Below are 15,708 nucleotides of genomic sequence, written 5' to 3'. Positions count from 1 at the left end.
TTGATGGCAGGGCAACAAAGCCATACCCGGCCGAGCGACCAGACCCCGACCATCGGGGCCCTCACAAGGTAACGGGGCGGGGCGCGGGCGGCGGCGCACGACGCAGAACCGTCCGATGGGAGGTTTCTCCGGAGTCTACGGAGAGCGGACCCGTCGCGCACCCCTCCCGGACGGGCCCGACGCGTTCACCGAGGTGACGTCCGCCCGTCATCCCGTGGCGAGGCGCACGTCACCCCCATCGGATCGGATCGAGGGCGACCGTCCGCCCTGCTCCCGAGAGGTCCCCCGTGCCCGAGCCCCGCCCGCTCCTCCTCGTCTCCGTCGACGCGATGCACACCGACGACATCCCCTTCGCGCGGACGCTGCCGTCCTTCGCCCGCATCTTCGAGCGTGCCGCGGTGGCGGAGATCGAGGGCGTCTACCCCTCGGTCACCTACCCCAACCACACCGCGCAGATCACCGGCTGCGGCCCGGCGACCACCGGCGTGTTCAACAACCTGCGCTTCCAGCCCGGCCGGGGCGATGCTTCGGACTGGTTCTCGGAGGCCTCCGCGATCCGCGTGCCCACCCTGCTGGACGCGGCGAAGGCGGCGGGGATGGTCACCGCGGCCGTGCAGTGGCCGGTGACCGTCGGCGCCGAATCGGCGGACTGGCTGGTGCCCGAGCTCGCCGGGGCCCGCTTCCGTCAGGGCGACCTCCTCGAGCACTTCCGCGGCGCGACGAACGCGGCGAGCCTCGAGCGCTACGTGGCACCGAACCTGGATCTCGTCGGCACCCATCCCGCCGGGCTCTTCTTCCCCTTCGTCGGCCGCGTCGCCGCGCAGATCCTCCGCGAGCAGCGGCCCGATGTGCTGCTGGTCCACTACGTCGAGGTCGACTCCGCCCGCCACCGCCACGGGACCTACGGCCCGCACGTCGAGGAGGCGCTGCGCGAGGTCGACTCCCATCTGGCCGGGCTGCTCGAGGCTCTCGACGCGGCCGACGGGGCGGAGCAGGCGAACATCGTGCTGGTCTCGGACCACGGCCATATCGACGTCGAGCAGCACACCAACCTCAACCGCGTCTTCGCTGACCGGGGCCTGCTGCGGGTGGACGAGTCCGGCGCGCTGGCGGACTACGACGTGATCTGCCTGGGTGCGGGCCTGTCCGGGCAGCTGTTCCTGGCCGATGGCCTCTCCCCGGAGCGCTTCGCGGAGGTCGAGATGCTGCTCGCCGAGATCGAGGCGGACCCCCAGTACCGCATCGAGCGCATCTGGACGTCCGAGGAGACCCGCCGCGACTACGGCCTGGACGGCCCTTTCGCCTGGGTCGTCGAGTCGGAGCCGGGCGTCATCGTCGGCCAGGCGTGGGACCGCCGGCCCGTGGTGCGCCGCGGCGACGAGGACTTCCCGGCGCTGAAGGGCGCGCACGGCCACGCCCCGCGCCACGGCGGGCAGCCCGTGCTCATCGCCGCCGGCCCGGCCTTCGAGTCCGGTGCGGACCTGGGCCGGCGCAGCATGCTGGACATCGCCCCGACCCTCGCCCGGGTGCTGGGCCTGGAGCTGCCGGATGCCGAGGGCGCCGTCCTCGCCGAGCTCCTCGCGGATGCCCCTGCGCGGGAGGTCGTCCCTGTCCAGGGCTGAGCGCCCGGGGTCGAACGCGGGGCCTGAGCACCTGGGCCTGAGCACCGGGGCTTGAGCGCCCGGGGTCGTGACTCGGGCGAGCACCGGGAGCCTGCGTCAGCACGCACCGGGTGCCTGCGTCAGCGGGACTGGAGAAAATGCAGGGTTCTGTACCAGCTGAATCGATTCATTTGGTACAGGACCCTGCATTTTCTCGAACGCGAAGAAGGGCCCGACCCGCACCTCGCCTCCAGGGGCAGGCCGGGGCCTGTGGCCTTGCCTTCTGGAGCAGGCCGGAACCTGTGGCCTCGCCTCCAGGGGCAGGCCGGGGCCTGTGGCCTTGCGTCCTGGGGCGGGCGCCGGGCCCGGGCCTTCCTGCCTGGGGCAGGCCACGACCCGGGCCGTCGCCCGCGGGTGCTCGATCGTCAGTCGGCGGCGGCGATGTCCTTGCCGTCCTCCGCGCCGGGCTCGTTCTCCTGCACGATCATGCGGATCGGGTCGAGCTTCGCCCACACGAAGAACGCGGCGGAGAAGACGATCAGCGCCAGCCCCGCCCACAGGTTCGCGTTGAGGCCGTCGGTCTTGGCCGCCTCGTCCGGGTTGAAGGCGAACAGGCCCAGCAGGGTCAGGATCACCCCGTACAGGCCCGTCAGGGCGCCGATGAAGCGCCGGATGTCGAAGGCGCCGGCGGTCTCGACGTGCCGATCCGGGGTGGTGGAGTCTGCGGTGCTCATGGTGCTCTCCTCCTCGCGATCAGGCGAACGCGATGTTCAGGGCGATGACCATGACCAGGGCGATCAGGGCCATCGGGACGGGGCGACGGTAGAACGCGAGGCTCTTCTCGTCGGGATCGAGGAGCTGGGTCTTCGGGGTCTCGGAGTACACCAGGCCCTTGAGCTCGTGCACCGGCTTCGGGGCGGTGAACTGCGTGACCACCACCGAGACCACGATGTCGACCACGAAGGCGACCGAGGCGGACAGGAACGCCAGCCCCTGGCCGCCGCCCAGGGTGAACAGGCCCCCGAACTCGGAGGCCGACCACACGGACACCGCCGCGACGGTGCCCGAGACGAGGCCCGCCCAGCCGGCCGTCGGCGTCATCCGCTTCCAGAACATGCCGAGGATGAACGTCGCGAACAGCGGGGCGTTGAAGAACCCGAACAGGGTCTGCAGGTAGTCCATGAGGTTGGAGAACGACGCCGCGATGAGCGCGGTGAAGATCGCGATGACGCAGGCCGCGGCGGTCGCCACGCGGCCGACCTTCATGTAGTGCGCATCGGCCTCGTCCTTCTTCACGTACTGCTGCCACAGGTCGTAGCTGACCACCGTGTTGAAGGCGGAGATGTTCGCGGCCATGCCGGCCATGAAGGCGGCCAGCAGGCCGGCGATGGCCAGGCCCAGCAGGCCGTTGGGCAGCACGTCCCGCATCAGCAGCAGGAGGGCGTCGTTGTAGGTGATGCCGGTGGCATCGGCCGCCGCGGCGTCACCGGCGACGTCCAGGCGCTTGAACTCGGCCAGCTCGTTGACCAGCACCGCGGCGATCATGCCGGGGATGATGACGATGAACGGCACGAACATCTTGGGGAAGGCGCCGATGATCGGGGTCATGCGCGCCGCGGTGATGGACTTCGAGGCCATCGCCCGCTGCACCTCCACGAAGTTCGTGGTCCAGTAGCCGAAGGACAGCACGAAGCCGAGCCCGAAGACGATGCCGACCACCGACAGGACCGGGTTCGCGAAGCCGGAGAGCTGCTCTCCCGGCCAGGTGGACAGCTGCTCGGCGCCGAGCATGCCGTCACCGGCCACCCGCTCCTTCAGGCCGGACCAGCCGCCCACGCGGTGCAGGCCGATGAGGGTCAGCGGCAGCAGCGCCGCGACGATCACGAAGAACTGCAGGACCTCGTTGTAGATCGCGGCGGAGAGCCCGCCGACGGTGATGTAGAACAGCACGAACGCAGCGGCGAGGACCAGCCCCACCCACATCGGCCAGCCCAGCAGGCGGTTGACGATCGTCGCCAGCAGCGACAGGTTCACGCCCGCGATGAGCAGCTGCGCGACCGCGAAGGAGATCGCGTTGACCAGGTGGGCGCCGGTGCCGAAGCGCATGCGCATGAACTCGGGGACCGAGCGCACCTTGGAGCCGTAGTAGAACGGCATCATCACCACGCCGAGGAACAGCATGGCCGGCACGGCGCCGATCCAGAAGTAGTGCATCGTCGGCAGGCCGTACTGGGCGCCCGTGGCGGACATGCCCATGATCTCGACGGCGCCGAGGTTGGCGGAGATGAACGCGAGGCCGGTGACCCAGGCGGGCAGGGAGCGGCCCGAGAGGAAGAACTCGATCGAGTTCGAGACGCCGCGCTTGGCCCACCACCCCACGCCGAGGACGAAGGCGAAGTACAGCGCGACGATCAGGTAGTCGATCCATTGCGCATCGAGTCTGACGGAGACCATGTCGGGGACTTTCTGGGACGGGGAAGCGTCCGCGGCGGCGAGGACCGCCCCGGTGGCCACGGGGGTGACCGCGGCCGGATACGCTACCACCGCCCCACCGGCCGCTCAGGAGGACCGCCCCGTGACCACCCCCGTGCATGCAGGTCCCGTGCGCTCGCGCACCGAGCGCCTGGACGCCCTGCCCCTGTCGCCGCGCCATCGCCGCATGCTCGGCGCGAGCGGCATCGGATGGGCCCTGGACGCGATGGACGTCGGCCTGGTCTCCTTCGTCATCGCCGCCCTCGCCGTGCACTGGGACCTCACCGCGGGCGAGCGCTCCCTGATCGCCTCCGTCGGCTTCGCCGGGATGGCGATCGGCGCGGTGCTCGGCGGGCTGCTGGCCGACCGCATCGGCCGCCGCCAGGTGTTCGCGCTGACGCTGCTGGTGTACGGCCTCGCCACCGGCGCCTCGGCGCTGTCGACCGGGCTGGTCATGCTGGTCGCCCTGCGCTTCGTGGTGGGGCTGGGACTGGGCGCCGAACTGCCGGTGGCCTCCACCCTCATGAGCGAGTTCGCGCCGAAGCGGATCCGAGGCCGGGTGATCGTGTGGCTCGAGGCGTTCTGGGCGCTGGGCTGGATCCTCGCCGCGCTGATCGGCACCCTCGTGGTCGCCGGGTCCGATGCCGGCTGGCGCTGGGCGCTGCTGATCGGCGCCGTCCCGGCCGTGTACGCGCTGGTGATCCGGTGGCGGATGCCCGAATCCGTGCGCTACCTCGAGTCCCGCGGCCGGCACGCCGAGGCGGAGGCGACCGTGCGCGCCCTCGAGGAGTCCGCCGGGGTGCCGGCCCCCACCGCCGCCGAGTCCGCGGCGGCCGGAGGCCCGGCCGCGGGGACAGCCTCCCGCGGCGGCGAGTCGATCTGGTCGGCCGCCCTGCGCGGACGCACCGCCGCCCTGTGGATCGTGTGGTTCTGCGTGAACCTCGCCTACTACGGCGCGTTCATCTGGATCCCGACGCTGCTGGTGGACCGCGGGTTCGACCTCACCCGCTCGTTCACCTTCACCCTCATCATCACCCTGGCGCAGCTGCCCGGATACGCCGTGAGCTCCTGGCTGATCGAGGTGATCGGGCGGCGCTGGACCCTGGGGACCTTCCTCGTCGGCTCCGCGGGCTCCGCGATCGCCTTCGGCCTGGCCGACGCCCCCGGGACGATCATCCTCACCGGCTGCCTGCTGTCCTTCTTCAACCTCGGGGCATGGGGCGCGCTGTACGCGATCAGCCCCGAGGTGTACCCGACGACGGTGCGCGGCACCGGCAGCGGCGCCGCCGCCGGCTTCGGCCGCCTGGCCTCGATCATCGCGCCGATCATGGTGCCGCTCGTGGTCGCGGCCTCCGGGGTCGCCGCCGCCTTCGCCGTCATCGCCGCGGCCTTCGCGATCGGCGCGGCGGCTGCCTTCGCCCTCCCCGAGCAGCGCGGGCGCGCGCTCGTGGAGTGAGGGGCCTCAGCCCTTCACGGCCCCCTCGCCCACGCCGCGGAAGAAGAACTTCTGGAACACCGCGAAGAAGATGATGATCGGCACCAGGGCGATCATCGTGCCGGCCGCCACCACGCGCGGATCGGCGCCGAAGTTGGAGTTGAGGTACTCCATGCCGACCGTCAGCGTGTACTTCGCAGGGTCGGAGAGCACGATCAGCGGCCACAGGAAGTCGTCCCATCCGCCGATGAAGGCGAAGATCGCGACGACGCTTGCCATGCCGCGCACGCTGGGCCAGACGATATGGCGCAGCACCTGCCAGGTGCTGGCCCCGTCGATGGTCGCCGCCTCCAGCAGCTCCTGGGGGATCGAGCGGCAGGCCGCCGTCATGAGCAGCACGTTGATGGCGCCCACCAGCCCGGGCAGCATGACCCCGGCCAGGGTGTCGGCCAGCCCGAGGGTGCGGATCGTGAGGAACTGGCTCATGATCGTCACCTCGCCGGGCAGCAGCAGGGTCGACAGCAGGATGCCCATGGCGATCCGCTTCCCGCGGAAGCGCAGCGCGCCCAGGGCGTAGCCCGCGGCCGTGGCCAGGACGACGTTCGCGATCGCGAGCGTCCCGGCCACCAGCAGCGAATGCCACGCGTAGCTGAGGATCGGGATGGTCGCGGCGACCTTCGTGTAGTTGCCGAGGGTCGCATCGGCCGGGATCAGCGCCGGCGGGAAGGAGTAGATGTCGTCCATCGGCCCCTTGAAGGAGGTGGACATCTGCCACAGGAACGGGCCGACGGCCAGCAGCAGCACCGCCACCAGCAGCACGTAGCGGACGATGAGGCCGGCGAGGGTCGGCTTGCCGAACCCGCCCGAGCCGCGGGTCCGCCAGGGGCGGTCGGTGCGGCGCATCGGCGCGCGGGGCGGGGCGTCCTCGCCGGGCTGCGGGCGGGTCCGCGAGGTGGGGGCGGTGGCGGTCATCGGGCGGCCTTCCCGGACGGGGCATCCTCGCCCTGGCGGTTGAGATAGCCGACCAGCAGCAGGGGGCCGATGGTCAGGAGGAACAGCACGACGCTGATCGCCGAGGAGTAGCCCAGGCGGCCCTGCAGCCCGCCGCCGACCTGCTGGACCAGCATGACGATGCTCATCGCGTCGCCGCCGGGACCGCCGGTGCCGTTGGTGAGGACGTACAGCTCCGTGAACACGCGGATCGCGCTCACCGTGATCAGCGCGCTGACCAGGAACATCGCGCCGCGCACCCCGGGGACCGTGACGGAGGCGAAGCGCCGGGCCGCGCTCGCGCCGTCCATCGCGGCGGCCTCGTGCAGCTCGCGGCCCACGTTCCCGAGCGCCGCGAGGTAGACCACCATGTAGTAGCCCAGCCCCTTCCACACCGTCAGCAGGACGGCGGTGGCCATGATGCCCCAGCGGCTGGCGAGGAAGGGGATCGGCTGGTCGATGAGGCCGATGAACTCGAGGCTCTCGTTGATCACGCCGCGGGAGTCGAACAGCCACGTCCAGATGAGGCCGACGACCACCACGGAGGCGATCACCGGGAAGTAGAACGTGGTGCGGAACGCGGAGATGCCGGGGATCTGCTTCTCGACCAGCAGCGCCAGCAGCAGCGGCAGGAAGGTCAGCAGGGGGACGCAGGCCACCGCATAGACGAGGCTGGTGACGATGGCGTTCCAGAACCGGCCGTCGTGCAGGAGGGCCGCATAGTTGTCCAGGCCGATGAACACGCCGCCGGTCAGGGGGCGGGTGTCCGTGAACGACAGGATGATCGTGTTCAGGAACGGCCACAGGGCGAACACGATCACCCACAGCAGGGCGGGCCCGACCAGCAGCCAGGGGACGTACGGCGTATAGGTGCGCATCAGCTCAGATCTCCGCGTGCGGCGGACCCGCCAGGGGTCACAGCAGGTTGTCGTTGCCGTACTGGACGGCGTTGTCGAGCGCTTCCTGCGCCGTGATCTCGCCCTGCATGGCCTTGGCGGTCTGCTGGGTGAAGTTCGTCTTCATGTCCGCGGTCCACAGCACGTTGGTGGTGTCCACGGCCGTCTTCATCGACTCGGCGGCGATCTCGACGGCCTGCGTCTGCAGGGCGTTGTCGGTCTCCTCGGCGAACTGCGACGGGTCGGCGGCCGCGGCGATCGTGCCCGGCAGGAAGCCCTGCGCGAGGGTGACGAAGGCGATCTGGTTCTCATCATTGGTGAGGAACCGGGCGAAGGCGAGCGCGGTGGGCAGGTTCTTGGACCCGGCCGCGACGCTGATGCCCTGCACGAACAGCGGCGGCTCGCCGAAGCGCGGGGACAGGGACGTGCCCTCGAGCAGGGAGGGGGCCTCCGCCTGCAGCTCCGAGGCGAAGGAGGACGTGGCCGTGGTCCACAGGGCCTTGCCCTGCTTGAACAGGGCGGTGTTGCCGGCGTAGTCGTTGTTCAGGACCTCGGGCGGCATGGCCCCCAGCTGGAACAGGTCGACGTACTTCTGGATGTAGGCCGCGTTCTCGGGGGTGTTGAAGGTGAACTCGCCGTTCTCGCTGGTGATCGTCACCTCGGGCATGTTGGAGATCAGCGGGTCGGGGCTGCCGGCCTCGTGCAGCATGCGCGCGGTCTCGAACATCTCGTCCATGGTGGTGGGCAGGGAGGCCTCGTCGACCCCGTGCTCGCTCAGCGCGGCGAGGTTCCACCAGTTCATGTCGGTGCCCAGGTACCAGGGGTAGCCGTAGGCGCCGTCGATCTCGGGGAACCGATAGGCGTCGATGCCGCCGGGGACGTACACGTCCTCGAGCTCCGGGTCCGCGGCGGCGAGGTCGAGCAGGAACCCGCCCTGGACCAGGGGGAAGGCCATGTCGGGCGGGAGGTTCACGACATCGGGCAGGGAGTCGGAGTTCGCCTGCGCGAGCACCTTGTCCTGGTAGCCCTCGCCGGGCTGGTCCATCCAGGTGACGGTGACGCCGGGGTTCTGGTCCTGGAACGCCGCGATGACGCCCTCGAAGTAGGGGGTGAACTTCTCGTTCTTCAGCGACCAGGACTGGAAGGTGATCTCGCCGGTGATCTCTCCCTCGACGGCCTCCGCCGGGGCGCTCGAGCCGGAGCGGCCGCCGCCGCTCATGCCGCAGCCGGCCAGGCCGAGGGCGGCGACGCCGGCGCCGCCGGCCAGGGCTGTGCGGCGGGTGGTGCGGATGGTGTTCATGGGGGACTACCTCTTCCTCGAAGCGGAGCGGGCGGCCATCGCGCCGTGTCTCCTGGATCCCGATGCGGCACGGGTACTTAACCGCTAAAGCTATGGTCGGTGCTCGCGGGCCGCCTGTCAATCCGAGCCGGTCACGGCCATGCATCGTCCGCCCCGCGCCGTGCATCGCCCGCTCCGCGCATCGCCTGCGCCGTGCATCGCCCGCGCCGCTCCGCGCATCGCCCCGCCCCGCCCCGTGGCGAGGCCGGGCGCGGCGAGATCCGGCCGGTGCGCGCCGCCCCGGGCGGGGAGCGCGCACCGACCGGATCTCACCGGGATGCCGGGCGGGCCTCAGAAGCGGGCGCGCACCGTGGCGATCTGGAAGGGCCGCAGGGCCAGGTCCAGCTCGGGGCCCTCGGCCGCGGCGGCGCGGTGCGCGAGCGGCGCACCGGGCGCGAAGGGACGCTCGAGCAGGTCGACGACCTCGAGGGCGCGCGCTCCGGGGACCCGCACGCGGGCCGTGCTCGAGCGGCCCTCGGCCTCGTGCAGGCGCACGACGACATCGCCCGAGCCGTCCTCGGCGAGCTTCACCGTCGTCATCCGGGCGCTCGTCGGCTCGGAGCCGGTGCCGGCGACCTCGACCAGCGCCGGCACCTCGATCCCGCCCGGGACGCTGCGCGGCACCAGGTTCAGCTGCTCGCCCAGGTCGATGGCCTCGGAGATCCCGGCGTCGGGGCGCACCGCGTAGCGCAGGCGGTAGGTGCCCTCCTCGGCGGCGGGGTCGGGGAACTCCGCCGCGCGGATCACCGTCGCCCGCACGATCGTGGTGGTGCCGCCGTCGTCCTCGCGCAGCACGCGCCGCACGTCGTGGCCGTAGCTCGAGTCGTTGGCCAGCGCGATGCCGAAGCCGGACTCCTCCACGCGGACCCACCGGTGCGCGCAGGTCTCGAAGCGGCCGAAGTCCTCGACGGTGTTCACCGGGATCGGCCGGTCGATGTGTCCGAACTGGATCTCGCTGCTCATCGTCGCGGCGCGCACGTCGAAGGGGAAGGCGAGCTTGAGGACCTTCTTGCGCTCGTGCCAGTCCAGGTCCATCGCGATGTCCAGGGCGGTGGCGCCCGGCACGGCCGAGTAGGTCACGGTGATGCGCGAGCCCCGGCCGCGGGAGGGGGCGGCGGGATGGATCCGCTCGGCCGAGTCCTCCGCGGGACGCGTCCGGTAGCGGACCGCGATCCGCACCGTCCCGTCCTCGTCGGTGGTGACCTCGGGGGCGCCCTCGGCCTCCAGGTCGCGGTGCACCCGCCGGTAGAACTCGTCGATGTCCCAGGAGTCCCAGGCGTTGGGCGCGTCGCGGTGCAGCTGCAGCAGCCCGCCGGCGGCCCCCGGCGCGATCGCCTCGCGGCCGCCGCGGCCGGCGCGCAGCGAGGTGATCAGCCCGCGCTCGTCGATCACGGCGTACAGCCCGGGCGTCTCCAGCACCGTCGCGGCGCCCTCCCGGGTGACCGAGACGGCCGGTGCGGCCGGGGCCTCGGGCGCATCGGCCGCGGAGCCTTCCCCCGCGGGGCCATCGGCCGCGGAGCCGTCGGCCGATGCCAGGGCCTCGAGGGCGCGGGCCACGAGCGCCTCGCCGCGCTCGAGGATGCTCGCGTAGCTGGTCTCGGCCTCGCGGTGCACCCAGGCGATCGAGGAGCCGGGCAGGATGTCGTGGAACTGCAGCAGCAGCACCGTGTCCCAGAGGGCGTCGATCTCGTCATGGGGGTAGGCGAAGCCGGGGACGCGGCGGGCGGCGGTGGCCGACCACAGCTCGACGTCGTGCATCACGGCCTCGGCGCGGCGGTTGCCCTGCTTGCCGAGGATCTGCGAGGAGAAGGTGCCGCGGTGCAGCTCGAGGTACAGCTCGCCGTTCCAGGTGGGCGCCTCGGTGTACTCGGCGCGGGCGCGGGCGAAGAAGTCCTCCGGGGTGGACCATTCGACCTTCGGGGCGCCGTCGAGGTCGGCGAAGCGCTCCTGCGAGGCGATCATCTCGCGGGTGGGGCCGCCGCCGCCGTCGCCCCAGCCGGTGGGGGACAGGCCGATGTGGCTGGCGCCCTTGTCCTTGAAGTTCTTCTCGAAATGGGCGAGCTCGGCGGCGGTGAGCTGGCCGTTGTACGTGTCGATCGGCGGGAAGTGCGTGAACTGCGTGGTGCCGTCCAGGCCCTCCCAGCGGAAGGTGTGGTGCGGGAACGTGGAGTACTGGTTCCAGGAGACCTTCTGCGTCAGGAAGTTCTCGTGGCCGGCCAGGGCGCAGATCTGCGGGAGCGCGGCGGAGTAGCCGAAGGAGTCCGGCAGCCACGTCTCCCGGGTCTCGACGCCGAACTCCTCGAGGAAGAACTTCTTGCCGTGCAGGAACTGGCGGGCCATCGCCTCGGAGCCGGGCATGTTGGTGTCCGACTCGACCCACATGCCGCCCACCGGGATGAAGCGGCCGGCCGCCACGTGCTCGCGGATCCGGGCGAACAGCGCCGGGTAGTCGTCGCGGATCCACCGGTACTGCTGGGCGGAGGAGCAGGAGAACGTCAGCTGCGGGTAGTGCTCCAGCAGCCAGCAGATGTTGGAGAAGGTGCGGGCGCACTTGCGCTTGGTCTCCCGCAGCGGCCACAGCCAGGCCGAGTCGATGTGCGCGTGACCGGTCGCGACGACGGTGAGGGCGGAGGCGTGCGCCGGGGACTCCAGCAGCGGACGCAGCACCTCGCGCGCCGCGGGGGCGGTCGCGTGCAGGTCGTCCGGATCCGCGGCGTCCAGCGCCCGGCCCAGCACGTGGAGGATGTCCGCGCGGCGCGAGGAGGCCTCCGGCAGGGTCTGCATGAGGCCGTTCAGGGCGACGACGTCCTGCTCGAACTCCCACACGCTGCGCGAGCGCCAGGCCAGGCGCAGCATCGTGAGGTCGTAGATCGGGTCCGCGTCGGGAGCGGACATCACCCCGAGCGCGGTCGGGGTGAAGGTCCAGTCGCCGGGGACGTTCGGGTTCGCGGCGCATTCGAGGTAGTAGTCGACGCGCTGCCCGGGCTCCAGGGTGAGGTACTGGTTGTAGGGGTTGATCGCCTTGACGGTCTCGCCCTCGGGCGTCCAGATCAGCGCCTCGGCCTGGAAGCCGGGCATGTTCGTGAAGGACAGGTCCAGCTGCAGCTCGACGTCGCGGTCCTCGCCGGAGGTCCAGTGCGCGGGCACCTCCCCGGTCACGTGCAGCCACAGCGTGGACCACGGCCGGCCCCAGCGGTCGCCGACCGCGATGGGGGAGTACGTCGCCGCCCGCGCCTCGGCGAAGGGGACCGGCTCGTCCGGCACCTCCCACGCCTCGATGGTCAGGGGCGCCGTCTCGAGATGGCGCCGGGCGGGCAGCTGCTCGGCGAGGAACCGGCGGATCCGGTCCTCCGAGGTCGGTCGATGGTCGTGCACGGGAGCTCCTCGGCGTCGGGCGGTCGGGCGGTCAGAAGCGGATCTCGAGCGGGGAGACCTCGCCGTCCAGGGCGGCCTCGGCCCAGGTCCGGAAGATATCGCCCTTCGGGGACAGGCGCGAACGGTCCGATCCGGCACGGTCCATGCCCTCGAGCACGACGGGCGCCGCGGTCGATGCGGCCGGGCTCGCATCCGCGCCCGCTCCCGCGCTCGCGCCGTCGCGCAGCTCGCGGGCGATCGCCCCGTAGGCCTCGCCGATCGGCTTCAGGCGGCCCTCCGCGTCGAAAAGGCCCAGGGAGTACTCGACCTCCGGGAAGTCGGCGAGGTCGCGGTGCACGTCATGGGAGCACCACCAGGTCACCGCCTCGACGTCGGGATTGCCCAGGGCCGTGCGCACGCTGGCGTCCGCGAACTCGGCGGCATCCTGCGGCGCGACCCACGGGACGGGGGCGCCGATCTCCTGCAGCCACACCTTCCGGTCCGCCTGCCCGAGGGCGCGGTTCCAGGCGGAGGCGACCTCGGTGAGATAGCGGCCGAACAGCGCCAGGCCCGGGTGGCCCTCGCCGAGGGCCTGACCGGCCCCGGTGAACACCCACGAGTGCACGGTCGTGCTCGCGCCGAGGAGCACGGCATCGGCCGGCGTGAAGGGGTGGTCGTCCTTGAACCACAGGCAGTCGTCGAAGCTGTGGTGGTTGCGGCGCCCGGGCAGCACCTCGTCGACCACGGCGAGGAGGTCACGGGTCCAGGCGGTGGCCTGCTCGTCGCTCGTGTCGTGGCGGTCGGGGTGGTAGGAGACGGCGAACTGGCCGATCTCGTTGCCGAGGGTCATGCCGCTGACGTGCGGGCGATCGGCGAGCTCCGTGCCGAGCACCCGGGCCAGCTGCTGCTGGGCGGCGAGGACCAGCGGGTCGGTGAACAGGTTGCGGCGGTGCCAGGTGGAGACCCAGGCCGGCAGGAAGTCGTAGCTGGACAGGTGCCCCTGCAGCAGGTCCACCGAGACGGCCAGGCCGTGCCGGCCGGCGATGTCGACCACGGTCAGGACGTCCTGGACGGCGCGGGAGGAGATCAGGGTGCGGTTGGGCTGCAGCAGCGGCCACAGCGGGAAGATGCGCACATGGTCCAGACCGAGCTGTGCGATCTGCGCCATGTCCTCGTCCACGAGGGCGGGGTCGAGGTCCGCCCAGGAGTGGAACCAGCCGATGCGCGGGGTGTAGTTGGCGCCGATGCCAGGGTGCGTCATGCGAGAAGCCTTCGTCAGGGGAGGGGCGAACGGCCGTCCCGACCGTTCCTAAAGCGTTTAAGCGAGCGTAGCACCTGGCGTAGCATCGGGGAATGCGCCGTCCCACGATCGCCGACATCGCCCGGGAGTGCGGGGTCTCCTCCACTGCCGTGTCCTTCGCCCTCAACGGGCGCCCCGGCATCTCCGAGGAGCGGCGCCGTCAGATCCAGGACGTCGCCGCCCGCCTGGGATGGACTCCGAGCGCCGCCGCCCGCGCTCTGGCCACCTCCCGGGTGGACGCCATCGGCCTGGTGATCACGGCGCCCTTCACCACGCTCGCGCGCGACACGTTCTACCTGCAGCTCATCGCCGGGATCGAGAAGGCCCTCGCGGAGACCCCCGTGGTCCTCGTGCTGAAGATGGTCGAGTCCCTGGATGCCGAGGTCGAGGCGATCCGCGCCTGGCATGCGCAGCGCCGCGTCGACGCGGTGATCCTGGTCAATCCGCGCGAGCAGGACCCGCGCCCCGACCTCGTCCGCGAGATCGGGATGCGCGCGGTGTTCCTCGGCGACCCGCCGCCGGAGAGCGGGGCATCCTCCGTCTTCGTCGACGACGCGCAGACGATGCGGCTGCTGCTGCGGGACGTCGCCGCGCTGGGATGCCGCTCCCTGGCCTACCTCCACTCCTCCGTGACGGCGGCCTATCGCCACGAGGGCCAGCGCCTCGAGGCCCTCGCGGACACCGACGAGATCGCGGTGACCGTCAGCCCGGCCTGCGACGGCGGCGACCCCCGCGGAGGTCCCAGCGTCGCCGCGCGGATCGACGAGCTCGTGCTGGGCGGCGTGCCGGACATCGTGCTGTGCGAGGACGAGACGATCACCCTGGCGGCCCTGTCGCGGCTGTCCGAGCACGGCCTGCGCGTCCCGGAGGACCTGGGCCTCATCTCCTGGGAGAGCTCGCCCGGGCTCGCCTACCGGCGCCCCGCCATCTCCTCCATCGACCGCGACCCGATGATCCTGGGTCAGGCCGCCGTCGAGGTGCTCGACGAGCTGCGCACCGCCGATGCCCCGATCCGCCGCGTCATCGACCCCCCGCGCCTGGTGCTGCGCGACTCGCTGGTGCGGCGCCCTCCCCACGACGCAACCTCCCACGACACCACCTCCCACGGCTCCACCCCCGCCGGCGCCGGCCCCGCCGGCGCCGGCCCTGCGGACGCCGCCCCCGCCGAGATCTCCCCCGGAAGCAGGTCCGATGCCTGAGCTCGACACCGTCGTCTGGATCGTCCTGGGCCTCGGCGCCCTGGTGGTGGGGCTGTCCAAGACCGCCGTCCCCGGCGCCGGCACCATCGCGGTGGCCCTGTTCGCCTCGGTGCTGCCGGCCAAGGCGTCCACCGGCGCGCTGCTGGTGCTGCTGATCGTCGGCGACATGATGGCCCTGCTGGCCTACCGCCGCCACGCCGACTGGCGCGTGATCGTGAAGATGGCCCCCGCCGTCGTGCTGGGACTCGTCGCCGGCTGGGGCTTCCTCGCCGTCGCCTCCGATGCATGGGTCCGAAGGGGCATCGGCGCGCTGCTGCTGATGGTGATCGCCGTGACGCTATGCCGGCGCTGGCGCGGATCCGTCGCCGCGACGAGACAGGCATCGTCCGACGCCACCAGCGCGGCCGGCGCCGCCCAGGGCGCCGGGGGCAGTGCGACTGGCGGCAGTGAGACCGGCGGTGGTGCGACCGGCCCGGCTTCCGCGGCCAGCGGGCAGGGCGCATCGGCCCCGACGCCCGCGCCGGGAGGGGGCGGGATCGCCGCCTGGACCTACGGCTCCCTCGGCGGCTTCACCACCATGGTCGCCAATGCGGCCGGCCCCGTCATGTCCATGTACTTCCTCGCGGCGAAGTTCCCGGTCAAGGCGTTCCTGGGGACCTCCGCCTGGTTCTTCGCGGCCGTCAACATCGCGAAGCTGCCCTTCAGCATCGGCCTCGGGATCATCAACCCGTCCTCCCTGCTGCTGGACCTGGTGCTGGTGCCGCTGGTGCTCGTCGGCGGGCTGGGCGGGCGGCTCATCGCCCAGCGCATCAGCCAGAAGACCTTCGAATGGGTGGTCGTCGTCCTCACGGTGGTCGGCGCGGCCTACCTCCTCGTGTGATCGCCGGCCCCGGCCGACCCCCTGGAACCCCGGGAGGCGCGACGGTCGCAGCCGCGGCAGGCACGGGCGCGGCGTCTCCGACCGGGCGCGAGGGGCCGGCGGGCTCGGCCGATGGGCCGTGCGCCGGGTACTTGAGAAATTGTGCGGTTCTGTACCAGTTACCGGGGGCGGGTTCCAACGGTCAGCGCAACACCCCACGACATGGAGGTGTTTGATGAGGCCAGTACTGCTAGGACGGGCTC

11 protein-coding genes are annotated in these 15,708 nt (G+C 71.8%); 4 read left to right on the top strand and 7 right to left on the bottom strand.

Going from position 1 to position 15,708, the window contains the following annotated elements; genetic code table 11:
• The first annotated feature begins 287 nt into the window (after window positions 1–287).
• Window positions 288–1,622 (top strand): alkaline phosphatase family protein, encoded by a 1,335-nt coding sequence (locus ABD234_RS19045; protein ID WP_344359644.1) that lies wholly within the window; start codon window positions 288–290, stop codon window positions 1,620–1,622.
• 404 nt (window positions 1,623–2,026) lie between these two features.
• Here ABD234_RS19045 and ABD234_RS19040 read toward each other — a convergent pair whose 3' ends face one another.
• Together ABD234_RS19040 and ABD234_RS19035 are read right to left on the bottom strand one after the other, a co-directional pair.
• Window positions 2,027–2,335: a hypothetical protein gene (locus ABD234_RS19040; protein ID WP_038374614.1), complete on the bottom strand. Its 309-nt coding sequence runs from the start codon at window positions 2,333–2,335 to the stop codon at window positions 2,027–2,029.
• Window positions 2,336–2,354: 19 nt separating this feature from the next.
• Complete coding sequence (locus ABD234_RS19035) at window positions 2,355–4,055, bottom strand: sodium:solute symporter family protein (protein ID WP_038374613.1); 1,701 nt, start codon at window positions 4,053–4,055, stop codon at window positions 2,355–2,357.
• Between the two features lie 121 nt (window positions 4,056–4,176).
• On the opposite strand from ABD234_RS19035, the gene ABD234_RS19030 reads away from it, so the two are divergent.
• On the top strand, window positions 4,177–5,529 hold the full coding sequence (locus ABD234_RS19030) for an MFS transporter (RefSeq protein ID WP_344359639.1): 1,353 nt from the start codon (window positions 4,177–4,179) through the stop codon (window positions 5,527–5,529).
• A 6-nt stretch (window positions 5,530–5,535) separates the two neighbouring features.
• Here ABD234_RS19030 and ABD234_RS19025 read toward each other — a convergent pair whose 3' ends face one another.
• From ABD234_RS19025 to ABD234_RS19005, 5 genes are all read right to left on the bottom strand, one after another.
• Window positions 5,536–6,480, bottom strand: a complete 945-nt coding sequence (locus tag ABD234_RS19025) for a carbohydrate ABC transporter permease (RefSeq protein ID WP_344359636.1) — start codon at window positions 6,478–6,480, stop codon at window positions 5,536–5,538.
• Window positions 6,477–7,376, bottom strand: coding sequence for a carbohydrate ABC transporter permease (locus ABD234_RS19020; protein WP_344359633.1), 900 nt, complete (start codon window positions 7,374–7,376; stop codon window positions 6,477–6,479). The genes ABD234_RS19025 and ABD234_RS19020 overlap by 4 nt, the downstream gene beginning before the upstream one ends.
• Window positions 7,377–7,413: 37 nt before the next feature.
• Window positions 7,414–8,694 (bottom strand): ABC transporter substrate-binding protein, encoded by a 1,281-nt coding sequence (locus ABD234_RS19015; RefSeq protein ID WP_344359630.1) that lies wholly within the window; start codon window positions 8,692–8,694, stop codon window positions 7,414–7,416.
• 330 nt (window positions 8,695–9,024) lie between these two features.
• Window positions 9,025–12,108, bottom strand: coding sequence for an alpha-mannosidase (locus tag ABD234_RS19010; protein WP_038374608.1), 3,084 nt, complete (start codon window positions 12,106–12,108; stop codon window positions 9,025–9,027).
• A gap of 31 nt (window positions 12,109–12,139) precedes the next feature.
• A complete protein-coding gene (locus ABD234_RS19005; RefSeq protein WP_038374606.1) occupies window positions 12,140–13,348 on the bottom strand; it encodes a glycoside hydrolase 5 family protein in 1,209 nt (402 codons plus the stop codon).
• A 92-nt stretch (window positions 13,349–13,440) separates the two neighbouring features.
• On the opposite strand from ABD234_RS19005, the gene ABD234_RS19000 reads away from it, so the two are divergent.
• Window positions 13,441–14,586, top strand: coding sequence for a LacI family DNA-binding transcriptional regulator (locus tag ABD234_RS19000; protein WP_051487189.1), 1,146 nt, complete (start codon window positions 13,441–13,443; stop codon window positions 14,584–14,586).
• Window positions 14,579–15,466: a TSUP family transporter gene (locus ABD234_RS18995; RefSeq protein ID WP_344359626.1), complete on the top strand. Its 888-nt coding sequence runs from the start codon at window positions 14,579–14,581 to the stop codon at window positions 15,464–15,466. Before ABD234_RS19000 ends, ABD234_RS18995 begins: the two co-directional genes overlap by 8 nt.
• The last annotated feature ends 242 nt before the right edge of the window (window positions 15,467–15,708 follow it).

It is taken from the genome of Brachybacterium phenoliresistens (genome assembly GCF_039530785.1).
GTDB lineage: Bacteria > Actinomycetota > Actinomycetes > Actinomycetales > Dermabacteraceae > Brachybacterium > Brachybacterium phenoliresistens.
This window is presented reverse-complemented; position numbering and strand designations above follow the sequence as displayed.